The following is a 23,034-nucleotide window of genomic DNA, read 5'->3' on the forward strand; positions in this document are numbered from 1 at the left end:
GTGTTTGTCAATGGCTGTTTGGCAGAAGCGAAGGAAATGTTTGATGCGATTTTCCTTCCCGCTATTTGCCTAACCTACTGACAAACCGAGGATTTTACACCTCATTCACCGCTGGCAACGCCTGGCGTCCCCGGCAGCGGATGCGTACTTTACGGTGTTGCTGCCGGGTTGGCAAGGGGTGGAACGACAAAAAGTTAACTTTCCGGTTTCGCCTTGCGCATGACGGCCAGTACAGGCCCAGAAAGCACATAGGTACCAAACAACAGCAGCAGCATCACCGACGGCTCCACAGAAATCATCACGAACCCCAGAACCACCGCCAGCAGTACCACGAAGGGAACCGGCTTTTTAAAGTCCAGATCCTTGAAGCTGTAATAGCGAATATTGCTGACCATCAGGACACCCGCCGCTGCCACAACGACCAGCATCAACAGCTTGAAGACGAACGCATCGGCGTCGAAACTGTGAAACGTCCATACGCTGGCAGCCACAAGGGCGGCCGCCGAAGGGCTTGGCAAGCCGATGAACCATTTCTTGTCCACGCTACCGATCTGCACGTTGAAACGAGCCAGGCGCAGCGCCGCGCAGGCAACATAGAGAAACGCCACCACCCACCCCGTCTTGCCGATATCCTGCAAGATCCAGGTGAAGGCGACTAACGCCGGCGCCATGCCAAATGAGATCATATCGGCCAGACTGTCGTATTCGGCGCCGAAAGCACTTTGCGTATTGGTCATACGGGCGACACGGCCATCCAGCCCGTCGAGCACCATGGCGATAAAGATGGCCACCGCCGCGGAGGTGAATTCGCCGTTGATGCCGGCCACCACCGCGAAAAACCCCGAAAACAGCGCCGACGTCGTGAACAGGTTCGGCAGCAGGTAAATGCCTTTGCGGCGAATCTTCTTGCCGTCCTCGACCGCCTCCTCTACCACTTCGGTTTCACGCAGAAAGGCAGCGGCAAGGTCTTCGTTACTGGCTCTGTCCTCGTTAGCGTTGCCAGCACCTGCCGTATCACCGCCTTGTGCTTTTGCGTCCTCATGAGCCGCTGAATGCGGCCTTTGTTCGTGCTCTTGATCGCGAGCATCCTGGGTCATAGGTGTCATCCGGTTGAAGTGAAGTCACATGATCAGTGGTCTATCTCCATTCTACACGGTGAGCTCCAGGCAGCCAGCCAATTGCCGCCACCAAGAAAAACGCCCCGAGGCGCGAAGCGCTCGGGGCGTCACCATCAGCGGGTCGGTTAGTTCTTGGACTTGTCGACCAGCTGGTTAGCGGCAATCCACGGCATCATGCCGCGTAGCTTGGCACCCACCTGCTCGATTTCGTGCTCAGCGGTGAGGCGGCGACGCGCGGTCATCGACGGGTAGTTGCTGTTACCCTCGTTGATGAACATCTTGGCGTACTCGCCGGTCTGGATGCGCTTCAAAGCATTGCGCATGGCCGCACGCGACTGCTCGTTGATAACCTCGGTGCCGGTCACGTACTCGCCATACTCCGCATTGTTGGAAATGGAGTAGTTCATGTTGGCGATGCCGCCTTCGTACATCAGGTCGACGATCAGCTTGAGTTCGTGCAGACACTCGAAGTAGGCCATTTCCGGCGCGTAACCTGCTTCGGTCAGCGTTTCGAAACCGGCTTTCACCAGCTCGACCGCACCACCACACAGCACGGCTTGCTCGCCAAACAGGTCGGTTTCAGTCTCATCCTTGAAGGTCGTCTCGATGATCCCGCTGCGGCCACCGCCAACGCCGGCCGCGTAGGAGAGCGCCAGCTCTTTGGCGTTGCCAGAGGCATCCTGATGAATCGCGATCAGATCAGGAATGCCACCGCCCTTGACGAACTCGGAACGAACCGTGTGGCCCGGCGCCTTGGGGGCGATCATGATCACGTCGAGATCTTTGCGCGGCTCGACCTGGTTATAGTGGATGTTAAAGCCGTGGGCGAACGCCAGCGTGGCGCCTTCTTTGAGGTTCGGCTCAACTTCCTGCTCGTAGATGGCTTTTTGGTTTTCATCCGGCGCCAGGATCATTACCACATCAGCGGTCTGACAGGCCTCGGGGACGCTTGCCACTTTCAGGCCGGCGCTTTCGGCTTTTGCGGCGGATGAAGAGCCTTTGCGCAGCGCCACCGTCACGTCAACGCCCGATTCTTTCAGGTTGTTGGCGTGGGCATGGCCTTGCGAGCCGTAACCGACGATAGTGACTTTTTTGGCTTGAATGAGGGAAAGATCGCAGTCTTTATCGTAATAAACGTGCATGGCAAAACTCCAAAACATCAGGTTAGTTGATCAGCGTTGATGGCCACCCGCGCCGTCTCATGCGGCGCTGGGCTTGGCAATGATTCAACTCTACGGCACCGGCACTGTTGCGTAAAACGCTATATTTGCAACATACTATTTCTTTTTATGAAATATTTGCCGTTATCGCCAGGTTGCCATGGATTTTCGCTTACTCAAGCATGTCGTCACGCTGGCTGAAACGCTGCACTTCGGGCGCGCCAGCGAGCTGTGCCATATCAGCCCCTCGACCCTGAGCCGCTCGATTCAACAGGTCGAAAGCGAACTGGGCACTCCGCTGTTTGAACGTGATAATCGCCACGTCACGCTCACCCCCCAAGGCGCCGCGTTTCAGCACTATGCAAAAGACACGCTGGAACAGTGGGAAACCCAGAAGCGCACGCTGGCCGCTACCACGGCGCAGCTACGCGGCGAAATCAGCATCTACTGCTCAGTGACCGCCAGCTACAGTTTTCTCTACGAGCTGTTGAGCGACGTGCGCATCCGCCACCCCGGTATCGAGCTCAAGCTGCATACCGGCGATCCTGCGGAGGCCATGACCCGGGTGCTGGACGGCGCCGACGACATGGCGATCACGCCGCGCCCGCGCATCCCGCCGCGCGCGCTGGCCTTCAAATCGCTCACCCGTTCGCCGCTTGTCTTCATCGCCCCTACCGACGCGCATCCCTGGCTGCCCCAACGGCCGGAAAGCTCGACCGCAGCGCAATGGCAGCAAGTCCCGATGATTCTCTCGGAGGCCGGGCTTTCCCGGGAGTACGCCAACACCTGGTTCAAGGCCATGGGGATCACGCCACGCATCTATGCCCAGGTGGCCGGGCACGAAGCAATCGTCAGTATGGTGGGGCTAGGATTTGGCGTGGGCGTGGTTCCCAAGATCGTGCTGAATAACAGCCCGCTGGCTGAACGGGTGCAGGTGCTCAACGTCAAGCCTGAACTGCCCCACTACGATGTCGGGCTGTGCGTGCTTAATCGGCGGCTGAAGAATCCCATGATTGACGCTTTCTGGGCCACCGTCAGCGTCCGCTAGCCCAGCGCCACTCATAAAAAAGCCGCCCCAACGCGGGGCGGCCTAATTGCATACAAACAACCGGTTTAGAGCGACAGTACCTTGTCACCACGGGCAATGCCCGATACCCCGGTACGCGCCACTTCCAGAATACCCACCGGCGCCATGGCCTGAAGGAAGGCATCCAGCTTGGCGGCGTCGCCGGTGATCTGCACCGTGTAGAGGCTTGGCGTCACGTCGACGATCTGCGCGCGGAAAATATCCACGGTGCGCTTCACTTCGTCGCGGGCAGCGCCTAGCGCCTTGACCTTCACCAGCATCAGCTCGCGCTCAATATGGTTGCCTTCGGTGAGGTCGACCAGCTTCACCACGTCGATCAACTTGTTGAGATGCTTGGTGATCTGCTCGATCACACGGTCATCACCCACCGTGGTGACCGTCAGCCGCGAGAGCGACGGATCTTCCGTGGGCGCCACGTTAAGCGTTTCGATGTTGAAGTTTCGCTGGGAAAACAGCCCGACCACACGTGACAGCGCACCCGGTTCGTTTTCCATCAGAATCGAGATGATATGACGCATCAGGTACGCTCCGTTTTAGACAGCAGCATGTCGCGCATGGCACCCAACGGCACCTGCATCGGATAGACGTGCTCAAAGGGGTCGACCTTCACGTCAAGAAACACCAGCTCATGCTTGTCGGCAAACGCCCGCTCCAGCGCCGGCTCCAGCTCATCCAGCGTGGTCACGGTGATCGCGGTAAACCCGTACGCCTCGATCAGCATATGAAAGTCAGGCAGCGACTCCATATAGGAATGCGCATGGCGTGACTTGTAGTTCAAGTCCTGCCACTGGCGCACCATGCCCAGCGAGGCGTTGTTGAGATTGACGATCTTGACGCCTACGCCGTACTGCTTACAGGTCGAGAGCTCCTGCATCATCATCTGAAAACTGCCCTCGCCGGTGACGCATACCACGTCATCATCCGGGAAGTTCTGCTTGATGCCCATGGCCGCAGGAAAACCAAAGCCCATGGTGCCGAGTCCGCCCGAGGTAATCAGCCGGTTGGGCTTATCAAACTTGTAGTACTGCGCCGCAAACATCTGGTGCTGGCCGACGTCGGTAGTCACGTAAGCCTCGCCGCGCGTCACACGGCACAGCGCCTCGATCACTTCCTGGGGCTTGAGCGCCTCGCCTGCCTTGGAAGGCTCATACAGCTTGCCTTCACGGTCGGCGCGCCAGCCGTCAATGGTCTGCCACCACTCGGTCAGCGCCTCGGGGTTCGCAATGCTTTGCCCTTGCACCAGACTGATCATTTCGTTGATCACGCTGGCGGCCGGCCCGACAATCGGCACGTCGGCGCGTACGGTCTTGGACACCGAACTTGGGTCAACGTCGACGTGGATAATTTTTGCCGTGGGGCAGAACTTGGAGGTGTTGTTGGTAACGCGGTCGTCGAACCGTGCGCCAACGGCAATGATCAAGTCCGCGTGGTGCATGGCCATGTTGGACTCGTACGAGCCGTGCATCCCCAGCCAGCCCAGGCATTGCCGGTCACTCTGAGGGTAGGCGCCAATGCCCATCAGCGTGGTGGTAATCGGGAAGCCCAGTTGCTTGACCAGATCGGTCAGGCCTTCGCTGGCCTTGCCCGTCACCACGCCGCCACCGGTATAAAACACCGGCCGCTTGGCCTTGAGCATCATCTCGACGGCCTTCTTGATCTGGCCGGTATGCCCCCGGGTAACCGGATTGTACGAGCGCATCTTGACCTTTTTCGGGTAGACGTACTCGTAGCGTTCGGTGGGCGCGGTCATGTCCTTCGGGATATCGACCACCACCGGGCCAGGACGACCGGTCGCCGCCAAATAGAAGGCTTTCTTGAGCACTTCGGGGATTTCCGACGGGTGACGAATCGAGAAGCTGTGCTTCACGATTGGGCGGGTCACGCCGACGATATCGGTTTCCTGGAAGGCGTCATCGCCGATCAGATGGCTCATTACCTGACCACATAGCACCACCATGGGAATCGAGTCCATGTAGGCGGTGGCAATGCCGGTCACGGCATTGGTGGCCCCGGGGCCCGAGGTGACCAGCACGCAGCCGGGCTTGCCCGAGGCCCGGGCATAACCGTCGGCAGCATGGGTGGCCGCCTGTTCGTGACGCACCAGAATGTGCTTCACCTTGTCCTGGCGGAAGAGCGCATCGTAGATGTGCAGCGCCGCACCGCCTGGATAACCATAAATGTACTCAACGCCCTCGTCTTGCAAGAAGCGGGCGATCATATCTGCGCCGGAAAGCAGTTCCACAGTGTTTCTCCCCTGGAGGTCTCGAGTGCGATCCGCAGACAATGCTACGGTGTCGAGTGCGGCGGTATGCCGCTGCCGGCCCATGCCGGCACCTGATGCCAAACCCTGGCATACGGCCCGGTTAGGGCCTGCACTCTCGTCGGGAACAGCGATGCATGGCGAACCAGATCAGCCATTCCCTGTCACGGCGGTTTGCCGTGTCGGGGCGTTGGCCAGGTCAGGCGGTTAGCCCAAGCCCGGAAGTCCTTCGGCGGGTAAAGGCCTTAGCCTACCCTTCGCGCGGGGAGTGGGGGTTGCCCGTTGGTTCCGCGCCCGCAAATCAGGAACCCACAAGATTCCATTAGCATGCTCAGCCTGTCAACCTTCGATCCCGCTAAAGCCGACAATTGCCCGGTTCTGGACAAAAAAAGGCCCCGCCGGCAACGCCAGGCGAGGCTTTCGGGTAGCGCAGCGACGGTTAGCCAAAGACCAGCTTGCCATCTTGCGTGCTGATATGGATGGTATCCCCCGGCGAGAACTTGCCGGCCAGCAGATCCTGGGACAGAGGGTTTTCAATGCGGCTCTGAATAGCCCGCTTGAGCGGCCTTGCCCCATAGACCGGGTCGAAGCCCACCACGGCCAACTGTGCCAAGGCATCGTCGCTGATCTCGAGGCTTAGCTCGTGCTCAGCCAGGCGCGCCTTCAGGCGCTCAAGCTGAATGCCGGCAATCGCCTGAATCTGCTCCTGGCCCAGCGCGTGGAAGACCACTACTTCATCGATACGGTTGATCAGCTCGGGGCGGAAGTGGTTGCCGACCACGTCCATCACCATGTTTTTCATCGACTCATAGTCGCTATGTTTATCAGCACTGACGTCACCGCCCATACGCTGAATGATGTCCGATCCCAGGTTGGAGGTCATCACGATCACGGTATTGCGGAAATCTACCGTGCGGCCCTGCCCGTCGGTCAAGCGGCCGTCCTCCAGCACCTGGAGTAGGATATTGAAGACGTCCGGGTGGGCTTTCTCTACCTCATCCAGCAGCATCACCGAATAAGGCTTGCGGCGTACCGCTTCTGTCAGGTAGCCGCCTTCTTCGTAGCCTACATAGCCGGGCGGCGCACCGATCAGGCGAGCCACGGAGTGTTTCTCCATGAACTCCGACATATCGATGCGCACCATGGCCTCCTCGGTATCGAAGAGGTAGTTGGCCAGCGATTTGCACAGCTCGGTCTTGCCCACCCCAGTGGGGCCGAGAAACAGGAAGGAACCGTTGGGGCGGTTGGGATCAGCAAGACCGGCCCGTGAGCGACGCACAGCGTTGGCCACCGCCTCGACTGCTTCATCCTGGCCGATCACGCGCTCGTGCAGCGCCTCTTCCATGCGCAGCAGCTTGTCGCGCTCACCTTCCAGCATCTTGGCCACCGGAATGCCCGTCCAGCGGGACACCACCTCGGCAATTTCTTCTTCCGTTACGTTGGAGCGCAGCAGCTGATGGCTTGCGGTATCCGCCTCGCCTTCGCCACTTTCGGCAATTTTCTTCTCGAGCTCGGGAATCTTGCCGTACTGGATTTCCGACATGCGGCCCAGGTCACCCTGGCGGCGGGCCTGTTCAAGATCGATGCGGGCCTGCTCCAGGTCGGCCTTGAACTGAGCCGCGCCCTGAATACTGGCCTTTTCAGCCTTCCAGATTTCATCGAGATCGGCGTATTCGCGCTCCAGCTCATGAATCTGGGTATTGAGCGCTTCCAGGCGCTTCTTGGTGGCCTCATCCGTCTCTTTCTTGAGCGCCTCGCGCTCCATCTTGAGCTGAATCAAGCGGCGATCGAGCTTGTCCATCTCCTCGGGCTTGGAGTCAAGCTCCATGCGGATACGCGAGGCAGCCTCGTCGATCAGGTCGATGGCCTTGTCGGGCAACTGGCGGTCGGTGATATAGCGCGTGGAGAGTTTCGCCGCAGCGATAATCGCCGAGTCGGTGATATCCACGCCGTGGTGGACTTCGTAACGCTCTTTCAAGCCACGTAGGATGGCCACGGTATCTTCTTCGGTAGGCTCGTCGACCAGCACCTTCTGGAAACGGCGCTCGAGTGCCGCGTCTTTCTCGATGTACTTGCGATACTCATCCAGCGTGGTCGCCCCGACGCAGTGCAGCTCGCCCCGCGCCAGTGCCGGCTTGAGCATGTTACCCGCGTCCATGGCGCCGTCGGCTTTGCCGGCACCGACCATGGTGTGCAGCTCATCGATGAACAGGATGACCCGGCCTTCTTCCTGGGAAAGCTCCTTGAGCACCGCCTTGAGGCGCTCCTCGAACTCGCCGCGGAACTTGGCGCCCGCCAGCAGCGAGCCCATATCCAGCGAGAGAACGCGCTTGTCCTTGAGGCCCTCCGGCACTTCGCCGTCGACAATGCGCTGCGCCAGGCCTTCGACGATCGCGGTTTTACCCACGCCCGGTTCACCAATCAACACCGGGTTGTTCTTGGTGCGCCGCTGCAGCACCTGAACGGTGCGACGTATTTCGTCGTCGCGGCCGATCACCGGGTCCAGCTTGCCGTCCAAGGCGCGCTGGGTAAGGTCCAGCGTGTACTTGTTCAGCGCCTCACGCTGATCTTCCGCGTTGGGATCGTCCACCTTGGCCCCGCCGCGCAGGCTATCAATCGCCGACTCCAGCGCCTTACGGGCCAACCCGGCCTCCTTCATCAGCTTAGTGATGGCGCTGTTCATTTCCAGCGCGGCCAATATCACCAGCTCGCTGGCAATGAACTGATCGCCACGCTTTTGCGCTTCGCGGTCGGTCAGGTTGAATAGCTTGATAAGCTCCCGCGACGGCTGCACTTCGCCGTCGAACTGGCCCACCTTAGGTAAATCATCCAGTTGCTGGGTCAGCCCATCGCGCAGCCGCGAGCTGCTGCCCTCGGCTTTCTCGATGAGCGCCTTGATACCGGTATCCCGGGTATCCAGCAGCGCTAGCACCAGGTGGGCAGGCTCGAGCTGGTTGTGCCCACGGCCTACCGCCAGCGATTGCGCTTCGGCAATGGCGGCCTGGAGCTTGGCAGTAAATTTATCGAATCTCATGCAGTTCCTCCTGGGGGTGGCCGCGCGTTTGGACGCGCGGCGTATCCCGATAACCTGTCGTTAGACGTGCTAATCACGGTTAGCTTGACAAGTTAAATGGCGTCGGTTCCATGAGGTTTCAAGGGGAGACTTGCCTGTCTGCGGATTTACTTGATCCAGATCACGGTTGCCATTCTTCCTGTTTGTCCGCCGTCGCGCCGGTAAGAATAAAAGCGTGACTCGCAGGCGGTACAGAAATGGCCGCCGCTGATGTGGTGAATACCCAGCGCCTCGAGGCGAAAGCGCGCCAGACGGTAAAGATCCGCCATGTGGTGGCCCAGGCGATAAGGGCTGTGATCAAAAGCGTCGGCGGTTTCCGGCTGAACGGCCGCAAAGGCACCGTATACCTCTGGGCCGACCTCAAACTGGGCGTTGGAGATCGCCGGGCCCAGCCACACCATGATGTCATCCGGCGCGCTGTTCATGGCCGCCACGGTGGCTTCCAGCACGCCGGTCGCCAGCCCCCGCCAGCCCGCATGGGCAACGGCCACCTGGGTGCCGTCACGGTTACAAAACAGCACCGGCAGGCAGTCGGCGGAGAGTACCACGCAGGCATAGTCATTAGCGGTGGCAATCGAGGCGTCGGCGTCGGGCGCCTCGGTCTGATAGCCCTGCTGGACGCGCGCTCCGTGAACCTGATTGAGCCACAGCAGCGGGCGCTCGTCACCGATCTCTTTCTGCAATAGGCGTCGGCACAGCGCCACATGGTCGGGGTTATCGCCCACGTGCGATGCCGGGTTAAAGGCCGCGAACGCATCCTGGCTGGGCCCCGTCTCCCGGGTGGTCACAAACGCTCCCACATTGGCAGGCGCCGGCCAATCGGGTATCAACAGCGTTGGCTTTAGATCAATGGCATCGCTCATTGCATGGTCTCGCTATCGTCGCGCAGGTAATCCAGCAACAATAGTAAATCATCGGGCAGGCCCGCGTGGAAAGTCAGCGTTTCACCGCTGACAGGGTGGACGAAACTCAGCTTGCGGGCATGCAGTGCCTGCCGTGGAAATTCGCGCAGGATCTCTTTCAGCGGCCCTGCCGCGCCGGGGGGCAGCTTGGCGCGGCCACCATAGAGCGGATCGCCGATCAGCGGGTAGCGGGCATGCGCCATGTGCACACGAATCTGGTGGGTACGGCCGGTTTCGAGCTGGCAGCGAACGTGGGTATGCGCCCGGAAACGCTCGACTACCCGGAAATGCGTCACGGCCGGTTTGCCCGACGCATTGACGGCTTGTCGCTTGCGGTCCTTGGGGTGACGACCAATCGGTGCATCGATCGTGCTGCCGGCGATCGGCTTGCCAATCACCACCGCGTCGTACTGGCGAGAAACACTGCGCGCCTGCAGCTGCTCGACCAGGGTGGTTTGTGCCGGCAGCGTCTTGGCGACCATCATCAGGCCGGTCGTATCTTTGTCCAGCCGGTGCACGATGCCCGCGCGAGGTATTTCAGCCAATGCCGGATGATGATGCAGCAAGGCATTCAGCAGCGTCCCATCCGGGTTTCCCGCTGCCGGGTGAACCACCATGCCGGTGGGCTTGTTGACCACCATGACCGCGTCGTCCTCGAAGACGATATCCAGCGGTATGTCCTGGGGCTCGAAGCGGGTGTCTTCCTCGAGCGTTGCCCGTAATGCCAGCGTCTCGTGACCGTGGAGCTTGGCTTTCGGCTTGGCCTGCGCGCCGTCCACCGTCAACTCACCGGAATGAATCCAGGCTTTCAAGCGCTCCCGGGAGTAATCGCTGAACAACTCGGCAGCCGCCTGATCCAATCGGGCGCCTGCCAATGACGTGGGCACGCGCTGCGTCGCTTCAACACTGCGAGGCATGGGATAATTTCCTTTGACGACACCCCGACAACGTCATCCGACGCCTGCGTTTTGCGTCGAGGTGATTTATAGTGGGCGAACTGAGACCTATCCTACCATTTCTACTTATGGCCATCGTCGCTTTTCGGTGATTGAGGCTTGTTTGCAACGAGGATGATGATGCGCGTTTTTTCCGCTGCCAATCGCTTTGGCGTACTCGCGTTAAGCTTTGCCTTATTGGCGGGCTGCGCCAGCAATGACACGACCTCCGACGAGGACCAATACGCCGGCGTGGCCGAGCGCGAGCTGTATGACCGAGCCCGTGACGCCCTGGATAGCAACCGTTTCAACATCGCGGTCGAACGCCTGGAAGCGCTGGACACCCGTTACCCGTTCGGTGAACACGCTGAACAGGCCCAACTGGAGCTGGTCTACGCCTACTACAAGAATGACGACTGGGAAGAGGCCCGCGCCGCCGCCAGCCGTTTTATCCGCCTTCACCCTGACCACCCCCAGATCGATTACGCCTATTACCTGCGCGGCCTGGCCGCCTGGCAGGCCGGTCGTTTCAGCCTGGAGCGCCTGCGCCTGATCGATATTTCCAAGCGTGACCTGGGCGCCACCCGCGACGCCTACGGCGACTTCCGCGAACTCATTCAGCGCTATCCGCAAAGCGAGTACGCCCCGGATGCAAAGCAGCGCATCGTCTATCTGCGCGAGCTGCTCGCACGACATGAGCTACATGTCGCTGACTACTACCTGCGGCGTGGTGCCTACCTGGCCGCCGTCGAGCGGGGACGCTGGGTGGTCGAACACTATCCAGAGTCCAACGCCACCCACGACGCCCTGGCCACCATGGTAGAAGGCTACCAGGGACTGGACATGGACGACCGGGCCGATGAAGTGCTGGCCGTACTGCGTGAAAACGCCCCTGACCATGACCAGCTTGACGGCAATCGCTTCGCCCCGAAGTATCTCGACTGACCTTACCACTGGCACCTGAACGCTAACGACCAGGGTGGTGCCAGCGTCGTATAAGTTTCTCATCAAAAAGCCATTTAAAAGCCTCGCCGATGCGTGGCTTTTTTTATCTCCGATCATTAATGATCAATATCAACTAGTTAGCTAAAGATGACTGTGCAGACGATAAATCATAATTGTACAAAAGCTATACTTAGGCTTAGTATTCCAGTACCAACATGATCAAGCATCTTCACGGTGCCTAAGGAGAAACGTAATGCGCCTGTTCACCGCCCGCTTCAGCGGAACCAAAGTAAGCACCCGCCTGGCGCTGGGCTTTTCGGCCATCCTGGCCCTTCTCGTGTTGCTGACAGGTATCGGCATTTACCAGGTCAACCAGATCGATCGCGATCTCACGATCATCAACGACGTCAACGGCGAAAAACAGCGCCACGCCATCGATTGGCGCGGCAGCGTCCATGATCGCGCCATTGCCCTGCGCGACATCGTGCTCACCCGTTCGGGAGACATCAGCGCGCTCCAGAACACCATGCAGCGCTTGCAGGACAACTACACAAGCGCTTCCCAGGGTATGGAAGACGTCATCGCTGACAACGCCGACAGCGGCGAAGAACAGCGTATTCTGGCAAGTATCGAGGAGCAGGCGCAGGCCACTCGCGCGTTGACCGAGCAGGTATTGGACGCCCACGGCGAAGGAGATTTCGAGACGGCCGAGCAAATACTGCTGGAACAGGCTGGCCCTGCCTACGCCGAGTGGCTTGACCGTATCAACCAGTTCATCGACCTTCAGGGACAGCTCAACGACGCGACTACCGCATCCGCCCGTGATACCGCGTCCGGTTTTCAGATGCAGATGCTCGGTTTAACGCTGTTTGCCCTGTTGGTAGGTAGCTTGATTGCCGTATTCCTGACCCGTCAGCTGCTCCGCGAGCTAGGTGCAGAGCCCCACGACGTAAAAGCCTTTGCCGAAGCGATCGGCCGCGGCGAACTGGACAGCCAGGGACGCTTGAAGCAGGGGGACACCCGCAGCATCATGGCCTCGCAGGTTGACATGGCGCGTCAGCTGCAGAACATCGTTGCCGAAGTGCGCGCCTCGGCGGAAGCCGTGGCCAGCAACAGCGAGCAGATTGCCGAGGGCAATAACGACCTGTCGTCGCGTACCGAGCAGCAGGCCAGCGCGCTGGCGGAAACCGCCTCGGCCATGGAGCAGCTCAACAGCACGGTAAAACTCAACGCCGAGAACTCCGAGCAAGCGAGCCAGGAAGCATCCAGCGCGTCGCAGACCGCCACTCAGGGGGGCGACGCCGTCCACCAGGTGGTCGACACCATGAACGACCTCAACAAGAGCTCGCAGGAAATTGCCGGGATTATCTCGACCATCGACTCCATTGCCTTCCAGACCAACATTCTGGCTCTGAACGCCTCGGTCGAAGCCGCCCGCGCCGGCGAGCATGGTCGCGGTTTCGCGGTGGTGGCCGAAGAGGTTCGCAAGCTTGCCCAGCGAAGTGCTGACGCTGCCCGCGAAATCAACGACCTGATTTCCAGCAACCTGGAACGCGTCAAGCACGGCAACGAACGCGCCGCCGACGCCAGCAGGTCAACCGAAGAAATCGTGGCCGCCATCGGTCGCGTCACCGACATCATGAAAGAAATCAGCCATGCCAGCGCCGAACAGAGCGCCGGGGTTCAAGAGGTCGGCCAGGCGGTGACCGAAATGGATCAGGTTACTCAGCAGAATGCCGCTCTGGTTCAGGAAAGCGCCCGTTCGGCAGGCAATCTGCGCGAAAACGCCCACAAGCTGATCGACTCAATGTCGATTTTCAAGCTGCCTGGCAGCGGCGAAGACCACACCCGAGCGCTGGCGAACGCTCCCCGCACCACCAGCGCACCGACCAACACCCCGCGCCCTGCTCTGCGCCAGCAGAAATCCCAGCCCGAGTGGGAAAGCTTCTAAGCGTTAACAATGTGTGACTGTCTGCCAGTGCCTGGCACCTACCTCAATGAAAGGCTCCCCTCCCGGGGGAGCCTATGTGATAGACCCTCTGTAGCGAGGCGAATATGAAACCCACCCAACGCCTTCTCATGGTGTTTTTGCTACCGATTCTGATGATCATCCTGCCCGCTTTCGTTCTGATCGGTCTGGCACTAAACATCGCGCGAGAGCAACCCAGCTCGTTGAGCCAATCACTGGGGCTGCTCTTCTGGCTTGGCGCAGGCCTCCTGGCACCTTTGATCGGTGCGGCAGTGCTCGCCGCCTGGCGAATCAACCGCCGGCTGCTCACCATCGGTGATGCCATCCTGGCGATTTCAAACCGTGATCAGGCGCTGCCTGATTTTGCAACGATACAGCAGCTCAGCCAGCATCACAGCGGCCCACTCAAGCGTATTGCCTCGGCGCTGCTGAACGTACGTGAGATCGAACAACAGCGACGCGAAGCCGAATGCCAGGTTCATCGACTCGCTCACTACGACACCCTGACCGGGTTGGCCAATTGGCGACTGATGAAAGAGCACCTCCAGCATTCCCTGGACACCCACCAGCTGACAAACACCTACGGCGCCCTGATCTACCTGGACGTTGACGACTTCAAGCGCATCAACGACAGCAGCGGCCACCGGGTTGGCGACAGTCTCCTTCGCCAGATCGCCGAGCGGCTCGGCGCGCTGGACACCGATAGTGCCAGCATCGGCCGCCTGGGCGGCGATGAATTCATGGTGATCGTCGACGGACTGGCCGAGCAACAGCTGCAGGCAGCCGAGAAGGCCGAGGCCTTCGCCGAACGACTGCAGCAGGCACTCAGCCCCTCCTACCAGGTAGCCGACCGCGAGTATTTCCTGAGCGTGAGCATGGGCATCACCCTATTCAACGGCGACGGGGAGACCACGGATAACCTGTTCCAGTACTCCAATGCCGCCGCCCACCTCGCCAAGCAATCGCGCCCCAGCGGTATGCGCTTTTACGACCCCGCGGTTCAGGCGGAACTGGAAGCTAAAACCGAACTGGAACACGACCTGCGCCTGGCCATCGAACGCCAGGAATTCGTACTGGTGTATCAGACACAGGTAGGTAGCGAGGGACAGGCTATCGGGGCGGAAGCCTTGATCCGCTGGCGGCACCCGTGTCGCGGCTCTGTCTCGCCGGGTGAGTTTATTCCCCTGGCCGAGGAAACCGGACTGATCGTACCGATCGGCGACTGGGTGCTGGAAGCCGCCTGCCAGCAACTCGTTGTCTGGGCCAACGACGAGAGCACCCGGCACTTGACGCTGGCGGTAAACGTCAGCGCCAAGCAGTTTCAGCAGCCTGACTTCGTGGTCACGGTTAGCAACATCCTGAGCCAAACCGGGGCGCCGGCGCAGCGTTTGAAGCTGGAACTCACCGAGAGTACGGTCATCGGCAAGGTGGACGACACCATTGCCCGCATGCACCAACTCAAGGCGCTGGGCCTCAGCTTCGCGATGGATGACTTCGGCACCGGCTATTCGTCGCTGCAGTACCTCAAGCGGCTGCCGCTGGATCAGATCAAGATCGATCAGTCATTCGTCCGCGACCTGCATCACGACCCGGACGACATGGCCATCGTGCAGACCATCATCGCCATGGGGCACTCGCTGGGACTGAACGTGATCGCCGAGGGCGTGGAAACCCTGGCGCACTGGCGCTACCTGCATGACCACCAGTGCCATGCCTATCAGGGGTACTACTTCTGCAAGCCGGTGTCGGCCAGCGACATGGTCAGACAAAGCCTGGTTCCGCCGCGCATGCCGATCTGCTAGGTCGGCAGCGCGACGCCCGACTATTCGCCGGGCTGCCAGCCGTTGACAATCGGGTAGCGCCGATCACGCCCGAACCCACGTGGCGTTACCCGCACGCCCACCGGCGCCTGGCGGCGCTTGTATTCGCAGCGATCGACCAGCTTGACGACCTGGTAGACGTCTTCGCGGGCAAAGCCGGCGTCAATGATCGCCTCGGCACTCATATCGCCTTCGATGTAGCGTGCCAGAATAGCGTCCAGTACGTCATAGTCGGGCAGTGAGTCGCTATCCTGCTGATCCGGCGCCAGCTCGGCGCTGGGCGGGCGTTCAATGACACGTTCAGGAATCGCCGGTGACTGGGTATTCCGCCAGCGAGCCAGCCGGTAAACCCAGGTTTTGTACACGTCCTTGATGGCGTTGTAGCCCCCCACCATATCGCCGTACAGTGTCGCGTAACCCACCGCCATTTCGCTCTTGTTGCCGGTGGTCAGCACCATCAGGCCTTTCTTGTTGGAGATGGCCATCAGCAGCACACCGCGACAGCGTGACTGGAGGTTTTCTTCAGTGGTATCGCGCTCGGTGCCGGCAAAGCTTTCCGCCAGTGTGGTCATGAACGCCTCGACCATCGATTCGATGGGCATGATGTCGTAGTGCACCCCCAGCAGCTCGGCCTGCTCGGCGGCGTCCTGCTTGGAGATATCGGCGGTGTAGTGATAGGGCATCATCACCGCCTGCACCCGCTGAGGCCCCAGCGCGTCAACGGCAATGGCCAACGAGAGGGCCGAATCGATACCACCGGAAAGGCCCAGCACCACACCATCAAACCCGCTTTTATTGACGTAATCGCGCACGCCGGTCACCAGGGCGCAGTAAAGACTCTCTTCCGTTTCGACCTCGGGCTCGACCTCCCCGGCCTGGGGCACCCAGGAAACGGCGGCGGTCTGCAGTAGCTGAACGGGCATCAGACCCACCTGCCAGTAAGGCGCCAGCACCTGTATCTGCCCTTGGGCATCGACGCAGCAGGAGCCGCCGTCGAACACCAGCTCATCCTGGCCGCCAATGGTGTTGACGTAGAAGATGGGGCGTTGGACGTCTTGCGCGCGCTGTTCCAGCAGGCGCAGACGCTCGCTGGGCTTGTCCTGATGATAGGGTGAGGCATTCAGGCTGATCAGCACCTCGGCCCCCGCTGCGGCTGCCGCCTGCACCGGCGCGCCATCCCACAGATCCTCGCAGATCAGCAGGCCAAGCTTGGCCCCCTTGTGCTCATAGACCAGCGGCTCGGTGCCCGGCGTGAAGTAGCGCTGCTCGTCGAACACCTGGTAATTGGGCAGCGCCTGCTTGGCATACTCGGCGTCCCACTGGCCGTTGTACAACACGCCGGCCAGGTTATAGCAGCGGCCTTCGCGCATACCGGGGTAGCCAATGATCACCAGCACGTCCGGGGACATTTTCTCGGCCATGCTGGCGCGCGCCTCACGCAGCCGGGTTTCCATCGACGGGCGCAGCAAGAGATCTTCCGGTGGGTAGCCCGACAGAAACAGCTCGGGAAACACCACGATGTCGGCGCCATGCTCGATGCGCGCTTCGCGTACGGCCTCGATGGCGCGCGCGGCATTGCCGGGAATATCCCCCACCAGGGGATCGAGTTGGGCCATGACCAGCGTTAAGTCTTGCATGGGCGATCAAATCTCTTGAGAATCTTTTAGGATAGGTACTCACCACCAATACGCATTGTCCCGCAAGGGCCGCCCGCAGGCAAAGGCCGCGCTTGCGAATTGCATGAGGGCGACGACAGGATGAACCTTTTGATTATTCGGCTACTCATTTTCGCGGTGCTGTTCTACGCCGGGTTAAAGCTGCTGGGCATGTATCGGCAATGGCAGCGCGACCGGCTGACCCAGGAACGCCAGGATCAGCAGCAGGACGGCGGCCACATGGTGCGCTGCCGCTGGTGCGAGGTGCACCTGCCGGAAAACGAAGCGCTACGCGACGAGGGACAATGGTTTTGCTCCAGCGCCCACCGCGACCGTTTCCTTCAGGAGCAGAAACAAGCCCCGCGCGACAACGATACCGACACCTAGCCCAGCCGCGCCGGTGTCAGCTGATAGGGCGCCGGATCGATCAGCGGCTGACGCCCCAGCACCAGATCCGCCACCAGATGCGTCGACGCCGGGGCCAGCACCAGCCCGTTACGGTAGTGTCCCGCGTTGACCGATATGTGCTGCCAGCCCGGCAGTTCGCCGATAAACGGCACGCCGTCCGGCGAGCCTGGCCTCAGCCCGGCCCAGTGATACGCCACCGGGTAATCGGCAAGCGCCGGGACGATGTTCTCGGCACTCTGACGCAGTGAGGCCAGCGCGTCCTCGTCGGTGGTCTTGTCGAAACCGCTCTCCTCCAGCGTCGAGCCCACCAGCAGCAGCCCGTCGGCGCGCGGAATCACGTAGCGACCGTCCTTGAGCACCACCCGGCGCACAAGCCCGGGCGGGGCCTGATAGGCAATCATCTGGCCTTTCACCGGCCGCACCGGCAGCGAGACGCCAAGCCTTTCCAGCAACTTTCCTGCCCATGCGCCACCGCATACGATCGTATGCCCGGCGGTGATGACCCGCTGAACGGTACGCACCCCCTCGATGCGCTCCCCATGGCGCACAAAGTCCGTCACCTCACACTGCTCGTGGAGCGTCACGTTGGGCATGGCCGACAGCCGAGCGCGCAGCGACTTGCCAAGGCGCGGATTACGCACGCTGCCCAGGGTCGGCATCCATAGCGTGCCTTCGGTGGCGGGCAGGGAATTCTCCTTGGCACGCACCATGTCCGCACTCACGCGCTCCAGCGGCTTACCCATCTCCCGCGCCCAGGCCAGCGCGGTCTCGGGGTCATCAACGTTCAGGTACAGAAGCCCCTTTTGGCGATATTCCGGGTCGATGCCGGTCTCTTCGCACAGGCGCAGCGCCAGACTCGGGTAGGCGCCCTCCGACCAGCGCGACAGCCGGGAAATCGCCGGCGCATAGCGCCAGGGATACAGCGGGGACACAATGCCGCCGCCCGCCCAGGACGCTTCCTGGCCGCATATGCCGCGCTCCACCAGACTGACCTGCTGACCCGCGTCGGCTAGCTGCAGCGCTGTCATCATGCCGATGACACCGCCGCCTACAATTAAGAAATCGCTCACACGCTCTGTCCATAATGGCTTACATCAAAAAGCATCATCAGCGCCTAGGATAAGAGACTCATACCCGTCACACATGCCATGAGCATAACGCCGGGAATAAAGGGGTCAAGCGCAGGGAGGTATCATGTCAACGTCGGGACGCCGAGTCGGCGGCAACCACGCACAGGGATTCACGCTTCTGGAGCTATTGGTGACGCTGCTGATCATGGCCATTGTCGCCGCCTGGGGACTTCCCGGCTTCCAGGCAATGGGTAAACGTCATGCGCGCCTGGAGGCGGCCAACCGGCTGCAGACGGCGCTGGGCTTCGCGCGCCAGACGGCCATCAGCCAGCGCCAGCCGGTCACGCTGTGCCCCAGCAGCGTCGAATCTGCTCACAAGCGGCGCTGTGACGACAACTGGAGTCGGGACTTGATGGCGGTGCGGGGCGACCAGACAGAAAATATCTCCCCCGCCGACGTGCTGCGCACCTTCCCGGCCACCCCGGGAGTCGACGTAGAGTACAGCCGAGGCTGGCGACGCATCCGTTACGATGCGCTAGGCCATAGCAGCGGGTATAACGGGCGTTTCACCCTCTGCCCCCAGCGCGGTAGGCAACGCGTTGAGGGCAGCACGCTGGTGCTCAGCCAGCTTGGTCGCTGGCGGATGGCGCAGGTGCCCACCGACTGTGGGCACTGAGCAAGGCGGTGTCAGCCGGCAATGCCGTCCAGGTAGCGCTCGGCGTCCAAGGCCGCCATGCAGCCGCTGCCCGCCGAGGTAATGGCCTGACGATAGACATGATCCATGACATCGCCGCAGGCAAAGACGCCAGGCACGCTGGTAGCCGTGGCATTGCCCTGCAGGCCAGACGTCACCTTGATGTAGCCGCCGTTCATGTCCAGCTGGCCGTCAAAGATGCCGGTATTCGGGCTGTGCCCGATGGCCACGAACAGCCCCGGGGCCTGGATATCCTTGTGGGAGCCGTCCCTGGTCGACTTGAGACGCACGCCGGTCACACCGGTGTTGTCACCCAATACTTCTTCCACCTCCTGGAACCATTCGAGCTCGATCTTGCCTGCCTCGACTTTTTCGAACAGCTTGTCCTGGAGGATTTTTTCGGCACGCAGAGTGTCGCGACGGTGCACCAGGGTCACCTTGGCAGCGATATTCGACAGGTAAAGGGCTTCCTCGACGGCGGTGTTGCCACCGCCCACCACGACGACGTCCTGATTGCGGTAGAAAAAACCGTCGCAGGTAGCGCAGGCGGAAACCCCTTGCCCCATGAACTGCTGTTCGCTGGGCAGCCCCAGATAACGCGCGCTGGCACCGGTGGCAACAATCAGGGCATCGCAGGTATATACACCATTGTCGCCTTTCAAGGTGAAGGGTTTATCGCCTACGCTAACCTCGTGAATATGGTCGAAAAGTACTTCGGTATTGAAACGCTCGGCGTGTTGCTTCATGCGTTCCATCAGTTCGGGACCCTGCACGCCCTGCGCATCACCCGGCCAGTTATCCACATCGGTCGTGGTGGTTAACTGTCCTCCCGCTTGCATCCCGGTGATCAGCAGCGGCTTCAAGTTGGCGCGCGCCGCATAAACGGCCGCCGTGTAGCCCGCAGGACCGGATCCCAGGATGATTAAGCGCTCGTGACGTGTTTGCATGACACCACCTTGTAAAGAGTCGGCTGATAATTTTGCACAGAGTCTGCCTGAAATGGCGTCAAGTACAAGGGATTGCAAGGCCGACATGGCTCAAAAACGCCCACCCAGCTTGAAACAAGGCGCTCGCACACCCACCTAAACCGTTAGGCGTGGTGATGAACGACAGGTGTAACGACCAGGATGAGCCATACTAGAGGAAGACAGTGACCGGCGCGCACCGCGCAATGCCAAGCAATAGAGGAGAATCGCATGAGCAAGCTGCCCGACACGGAAAGAACATTAACGGTTGGCAATTCGCAGTATCAGTATTTCAGCCTGCCAGACGCTGCCAAGACACTCGGTTCCATTGACCGACTGCCCAAGACGCTCAAAATTCTGCTCGAAAACCAGCTGCGTTTTGCCAGCGACGAAAGCGTTTCCCAGGACGATATGCAGGCCCTGGTCGACTGGCAAAAGGAAGGCAAGTCCAGCCGCGAGATCGGCTATCGCCCTGCCCGCGTACTGATGCAGGATTTTACCGGCGTGCCGGGGGTGGTCGACCTTGCCTCCATGCGCGCCGCCGTCGCGACACTCGGCGAAGACCCCGCCAAGATCAACCCGCTTACCCCGGTTGACCTGGTGATCGACCACTCGGTCATGGTCGACAAGTTCGGCAACGCCGCCGCATTCCAGGAAAACGTCGACATCGAGATGCAGCGCAACCGCGAGCGCTACGAGTTTCTGCGCTGGGGTCAGCAGGCGTTCGACAACTTCCGCGTGGTGCCGCCGGGCACCGGCATCTGTCACCAGGTCAACCTGGAATACCTGGGCAAGGCCGTGTGGACCAAGGAAGAAGACGGCCGCAACCTGGCCTACCCCGACACTCTGGTCGGCACGGACTCCCACACCACCATGATCAACGGCCTGGGCGTACTCGGCTGGGGCGTGGGCGGCATCGAGGCGGAAGCGGCCATGCTGGGTCAGCCGGTCTCTATGCTGATTCCCGAGGTCATCGGCTTCAAGCTCACCGGCAAGCTGCGCGAAGGCATCACGGCCACCGACCTGGTGCTTACCGTGACGGAAATGCTGCGCAAGAAAGGCGTCGTGGGTAAATTTGTCGAATTCTATGGCGACGGCCTGAAAGACCTGCCGCTGGCCGACCGGGCGACCATTGCCAACATGGCGCCCGAGTACGGCGCCACCTGCGGCTTCTTCCCGGTCGACGACGAAACGCTTACCTACATGCGCCTCACCGGTCGGGAAGACGAGCAAATCGACCTTGTCGAGACGTATGCGAAGACTCAGGGCCTGTGGCGCGAGCCGGGCGACGAGCCGGTCTTTACCGACACGCTGCACCTGGACATGACCGAGGTGGAAGCCAGCCTGGCAGGGCCCAAGCGTCCCCAGGATCGTGTCGCCCTCAAGGATATGGCCGCCGCTTTTGACAAGTTCCTGCAGGAAGACACCAATGCGGAACCCACCGCCAATGGGAAATTGTCGTCCGAGGGCGGCCAGACCGCCGTGGGGGTCGAGCGCAGTTTTGAACACGACACCAGCCAGGCCGTGAAGCTCGATGATCAGGACTTCAACCTCGACCCCGGCGCGGTGGTGATTGCGGCGATTACCTCGTGCACCAACACGTCCAACCCCAGCGTGATGATGGCCGCCGGCTTGCTTGCCCAGAAAGCCCGCGAAAAAGGCCTCACAACCAAGCCTTGGGTCAAGACATCCCTCGCCCCGGGCTCCAAGGTGGTCACCGACTACCTGGCCGCCGCCAATTTAGACGACGATCTGAACGCCCTCGGCTTCAACCTGGTCGGCTACGGCTGCACCACCTGTATCGGTAACTCCGGTCCACTGCCCGATGAGATTGAAAAGGCCATTGCCGACGGCGATATGGCCGTCGCCTCGGTGCTCTCGGGCAACCGTAACTTCGAAGGGCGCGTGCATCCGCTGGTGAAGACCAACTGGCTGGCCTCGCCGCCCCTGGTCGTCGCCTACGCCCTGGCCGGCAACGTGCAGTGTGACCTGAGCAACGACCCGCTCGGCAAGGACGGCAACGGCAATCCGGTCTATCTCAAGGATATCTGGCCCAGCCAGGCGGAAATCGCCACCGCCGTCGAGCGGGTCAACACCGCGATGTTCCACAAGGAATACGGCGCCGTCTTTGAAGGCGACGATGTCTGGAAAGCCATCAAGGTGCCGGAAAGCAAGGTCTACCAATGGCCCGAGTCGACCTACATCCAGCACCCGCCGTTTTTCGAGGGCATGGGCCGCGAGCCTGACGCCATCGAGGATGTGCACAACGCCCGCGTGCTGGCCATGCTGGGTGACTCGGTGACCACCGACCACATCTCGCCAGCCGGCGCCATCAAGCCCGACAGCCCCGCCGGACGCTACCTTCAGGAGAAAGGCGTCAAGCCAGTGGACTTCAACTCCTACGGCTCGCGCCGCGGCAACCACGAAGTCATGATGCGCGGCACCTTTGCCAACGTGCGGATCAAGAACGAAATGCTCGACGGCGTGGTCGGCGGCGAAACCCGTCACGTGCCCAGCGGCGAGCAGATGGCGATCTACGACGCGGCGATGAAGTACAAGGAGGAAGGCAAGCCGCTGGTCGTGATCGCCGGTAAAGAGTACGGCACCGGCTCCTCGCGGGACTGGGCCGCCAAGGGCACGCGCCTTCTGGGCGTGCGCGCGGTGCTCGCCGAGTCCTTCGAGCGTATTCACCGCTCCAACCTGATCGGCATGGGCGTGGTACCGCTGCAGTTCCCCGAAGGCGAAAGCCGGATCAGCCTTGGGCTCACCGGCGATGAAGAAGTCTCGATTGCCGGGCTCAGCGACTTGACACCGGGCGGTAGCGTCAAGGTCACCATCAAGAATGCCGATAGCGAAAGAACCGTTGATGCCAAGTGCCGCATCGATACCGAGAATGAACTGGCGTACTTCCGTCATGGTGGTATCCTTCATTACGTGCTGCGCAACATGATTGGCGCAGCCTAATCGGGAAAC

At 60.9% G+C, this 23,034-nt stretch carries 17 protein-coding genes; 7 read left to right on the plus strand and 10 right to left on the minus strand.

The features are described from left to right. Positions 1 to 194: 194 nt before the first annotated feature. Both pssA and ilvC read right to left on the minus strand, forming a co-directional pair. Positions 195 to 1,097, minus strand: a complete 903-nt coding sequence (gene pssA, locus QC815_RS14620; protein ID WP_230445956.1) for a CDP-diacylglycerol--serine O-phosphatidyltransferase — start codon at positions 1,095 to 1,097, stop codon at positions 195 to 197. A gap of 146 nt (positions 1,098 to 1,243) precedes the next feature. Continuing rightward, positions 1,244 to 2,260: a ketol-acid reductoisomerase gene (gene ilvC / locus QC815_RS14625; protein WP_230445955.1), complete on the minus strand. Its 1,017-nt coding sequence runs from the start codon at positions 2,258 to 2,260 to the stop codon at positions 1,244 to 1,246. Between the two features lie 178 nt (positions 2,261 to 2,438). Here ilvC and ilvY point away from each other — a divergent pair, with 178 nt between their 5' ends. Continuing rightward, a complete protein-coding gene (gene ilvY / locus QC815_RS14630; protein ID WP_230445954.1) occupies positions 2,439 to 3,326 on the plus strand; it encodes an HTH-type transcriptional activator IlvY in 888 nt (295 codons plus the stop codon). 65 nt (positions 3,327 to 3,391) lie between these two features. Here ilvY and ilvN read toward each other — a convergent pair whose 3' ends face one another. The 5 genes from ilvN to rluD form a co-directional block, all read right to left on the minus strand. After that, positions 3,392 to 3,883: an acetolactate synthase small subunit gene (gene ilvN, locus QC815_RS14635; RefSeq protein ID WP_027336791.1), complete on the minus strand. Its 492-nt coding sequence runs from the start codon at positions 3,881 to 3,883 to the stop codon at positions 3,392 to 3,394. Further along, positions 3,883 to 5,607 (minus strand): acetolactate synthase 3 large subunit, encoded by a 1,725-nt coding sequence (locus QC815_RS14640; protein WP_230445953.1) that lies wholly within the window; start codon positions 5,605 to 5,607, stop codon positions 3,883 to 3,885. The genes ilvN and QC815_RS14640 overlap by 1 nt, the downstream gene beginning before the upstream one ends. Positions 5,608 to 6,064: 457 nt before the next feature. Continuing rightward, positions 6,065 to 8,659 carry an ATP-dependent chaperone ClpB gene (gene clpB, locus QC815_RS14645; protein WP_310540620.1) on the minus strand — a complete coding sequence of 865 codons (2,595 nt, stop codon included), beginning with the start codon at positions 8,657 to 8,659 and terminating at the stop codon, positions 6,065 to 6,067. Positions 8,660 to 8,805: 146 nt separating this feature from the next. Further along, entirely contained in the window at positions 8,806 to 9,561 is a 756-nt protein-coding gene (gene pgeF, locus QC815_RS14650) for a peptidoglycan editing factor PgeF (RefSeq protein ID WP_230445951.1), read from the minus strand. Continuing rightward, positions 9,558 to 10,517, minus strand: coding sequence for a 23S rRNA pseudouridine(1911/1915/1917) synthase RluD (gene rluD, locus QC815_RS14655; RefSeq protein WP_230445950.1), 960 nt, complete (start codon positions 10,515 to 10,517; stop codon positions 9,558 to 9,560). Before rluD ends, pgeF begins: the two co-directional genes overlap by 4 nt. 159 nt (positions 10,518 to 10,676) lie before the next feature. Here rluD and QC815_RS14660 point away from each other — a divergent pair, with 159 nt between their 5' ends. The 3 genes from QC815_RS14660 (at position 10,677) to QC815_RS14670 (ending at position 15,251) form a co-directional block, all read left to right on the plus strand. Then, positions 10,677 to 11,480, plus strand: a complete 804-nt coding sequence (locus QC815_RS14660) for an outer membrane protein assembly factor BamD (RefSeq protein WP_230445949.1) — start codon at positions 10,677 to 10,679, stop codon at positions 11,478 to 11,480. Between the two features lie 253 nt (positions 11,481 to 11,733). Continuing rightward, positions 11,734 to 13,431 carry a methyl-accepting chemotaxis protein gene (locus QC815_RS14665; RefSeq protein ID WP_230445948.1) on the plus strand — a complete coding sequence of 566 codons (1,698 nt, stop codon included), beginning with the start codon at positions 11,734 to 11,736 and terminating at the stop codon, positions 13,429 to 13,431. A gap of 104 nt (positions 13,432 to 13,535) precedes the next feature. After that, on the plus strand, positions 13,536 to 15,251 hold the full coding sequence (locus QC815_RS14670; protein ID WP_310540623.1) for a putative bifunctional diguanylate cyclase/phosphodiesterase: 1,716 nt from the start codon (positions 13,536 to 13,538) through the stop codon (positions 15,249 to 15,251). 20 nt (positions 15,252 to 15,271) lie between these two features. On the opposite strand, the gene QC815_RS14675 is transcribed toward QC815_RS14670, so the two are convergent. Then, positions 15,272 to 16,906 carry an NAD+ synthase gene (locus QC815_RS14675; RefSeq protein WP_230445946.1) on the minus strand — a complete coding sequence of 545 codons (1,635 nt, stop codon included), beginning with the start codon at positions 16,904 to 16,906 and terminating at the stop codon, positions 15,272 to 15,274. A 120-nt stretch (positions 16,907 to 17,026) separates the two neighbouring features. On the opposite strand from QC815_RS14675, the gene QC815_RS14680 reads away from it, so the two are divergent. Beyond that, positions 17,027 to 17,311 carry a PP0621 family protein gene (locus QC815_RS14680; protein WP_230445945.1) on the plus strand — a complete coding sequence of 95 codons (285 nt, stop codon included), beginning with the start codon at positions 17,027 to 17,029 and terminating at the stop codon, positions 17,309 to 17,311. Here the strand turns inward: QC815_RS14680 and thiO are convergent. Next, a complete protein-coding gene (gene thiO, locus QC815_RS14685; RefSeq protein WP_230445944.1) occupies positions 17,308 to 18,402 on the minus strand; it encodes a glycine oxidase ThiO in 1,095 nt (364 codons plus the stop codon). The two genes, QC815_RS14680 and thiO, sit on opposite strands and share 4 nt — an antisense overlap. A 124-nt stretch (positions 18,403 to 18,526) precedes the next feature. Between thiO and QC815_RS14690 the strand changes: the two genes are divergently transcribed. Then, positions 18,527 to 19,078, plus strand: coding sequence for a GspH/FimT family pseudopilin (locus QC815_RS14690; RefSeq protein WP_230445943.1), 552 nt, complete (start codon positions 18,527 to 18,529; stop codon positions 19,076 to 19,078). Positions 19,079 to 19,089: 11 nt separating this feature from the next. Here the strand turns inward: QC815_RS14690 and trxB are convergent, their stop codons facing one another. Further along, positions 19,090 to 20,043 carry a thioredoxin-disulfide reductase gene (gene trxB, locus QC815_RS14695; RefSeq protein WP_230445942.1) on the minus strand — a complete coding sequence of 318 codons (954 nt, stop codon included), beginning with the start codon at positions 20,041 to 20,043 and terminating at the stop codon, positions 19,090 to 19,092. A gap of 249 nt (positions 20,044 to 20,292) precedes the next feature. Here trxB and acnA point away from each other — a divergent pair, with 249 nt between their 5' ends. Then, entirely contained in the window at positions 20,293 to 23,025 is a 2,733-nt protein-coding gene (acnA, locus tag QC815_RS14700; protein ID WP_230445941.1) for an aconitate hydratase AcnA, read from the plus strand. Positions 23,026 to 23,034 lie beyond the last annotated feature (9 nt).

The sequence above is a fragment of the Vreelandella gomseomensis genome (assembly GCF_031451645.1).
GTDB lineage: Bacteria > Pseudomonadota > Gammaproteobacteria > Pseudomonadales > Halomonadaceae > Vreelandella > Vreelandella gomseomensis.